The 851-nt window shown below is 48.9% G+C and carries 1 protein-coding gene; it reads left to right on the plus strand.

Features of this window, described 5'->3' with window-relative positions; genetic code table 11:
* Nucleotides 1-17: 17 nt before the first annotated feature.
* The coding region (locus tag BB427_RS01270) for a condensation domain-containing protein (RefSeq protein ID WP_254663559.1) at nucleotides 18-851 on the plus strand (834 nt) is incomplete at its 3' end.

Consider the following 851-nt stretch of genomic DNA (forward strand, 5'->3'; position numbering starts at 1 on the left):
GGCCAACGGTGGCGGGATTGGCAGCGTTAATTAGTAGTGCGGCGCAGCAAGAGATACCCAAAATAGTGGCGGTTCCGAGAGTGACAGAGGATGGTACCGCAGTCACTGGATTCCCGTTGAGGGAGCAAGCATTTAGATTAACTCAAATAGACCTGAGTCACGAGGCAGAGGAAGCGGAGCGTCATGCTCAAGCACGGAGAATTTGTCAGCAAGAGGCCAATACGGCGTTTGATTTATCGACAGGGCCTTTGATACGAGGGCAGGTTATTAAGCTCAGTGCTGAGCTGCATATTCTGATGTTGAACATGCACCATATCATCAGTGACGGTTGGTCATTGGGAGTAATGATAAAAGAGTTTAGTCAGATAATGGAGCGCTTGCGGGTAGGGAAGGAAGTGAACTTAGAGCCTCTACCGATCCAATATGTTGACTATAGTGTGTGGCAAAGAAAGTACCTTGGTGAGGGAGGCATACTGGAGCAACAGTTGGGGTACTGGCGAGAGAAGTTGTCGGGTGTCGCTGAGACTTTAGATTTGGTGACAGACTATCCACGAGGAGGGGTGACAAGTACAGCAGGTGCTAGACACCTTTTTACTCTAGATAGTGGGTTATCGGCACAGTTAAAGCGGTTATCGGAGCAGCAAGGCAGTACTTTATTTATGACGTTGTTGGCGGCATTTAATGGACTACTTTATCGTTACACGGGGCAACATGATATCTGTTTGGGTAGTCCGATAGCGAACCGTCACTATGGTGAAACGGAAGGGCTGATAGGGATGTTTGTGAACACCTTGGCGCTACGGAATCAGGTGGATGGTGAGCAAGGGTTTGATGCGTTGTTGGCACAGGTA

Origin of the sequence: Pseudoalteromonas sp. BMB (assembly GCF_001709235.1) — a bacterium.
In the GTDB taxonomy this organism is placed as follows: Bacteria; Pseudomonadota; Gammaproteobacteria; order Enterobacterales; family Alteromonadaceae; genus Pseudoalteromonas; species Pseudoalteromonas maricaloris.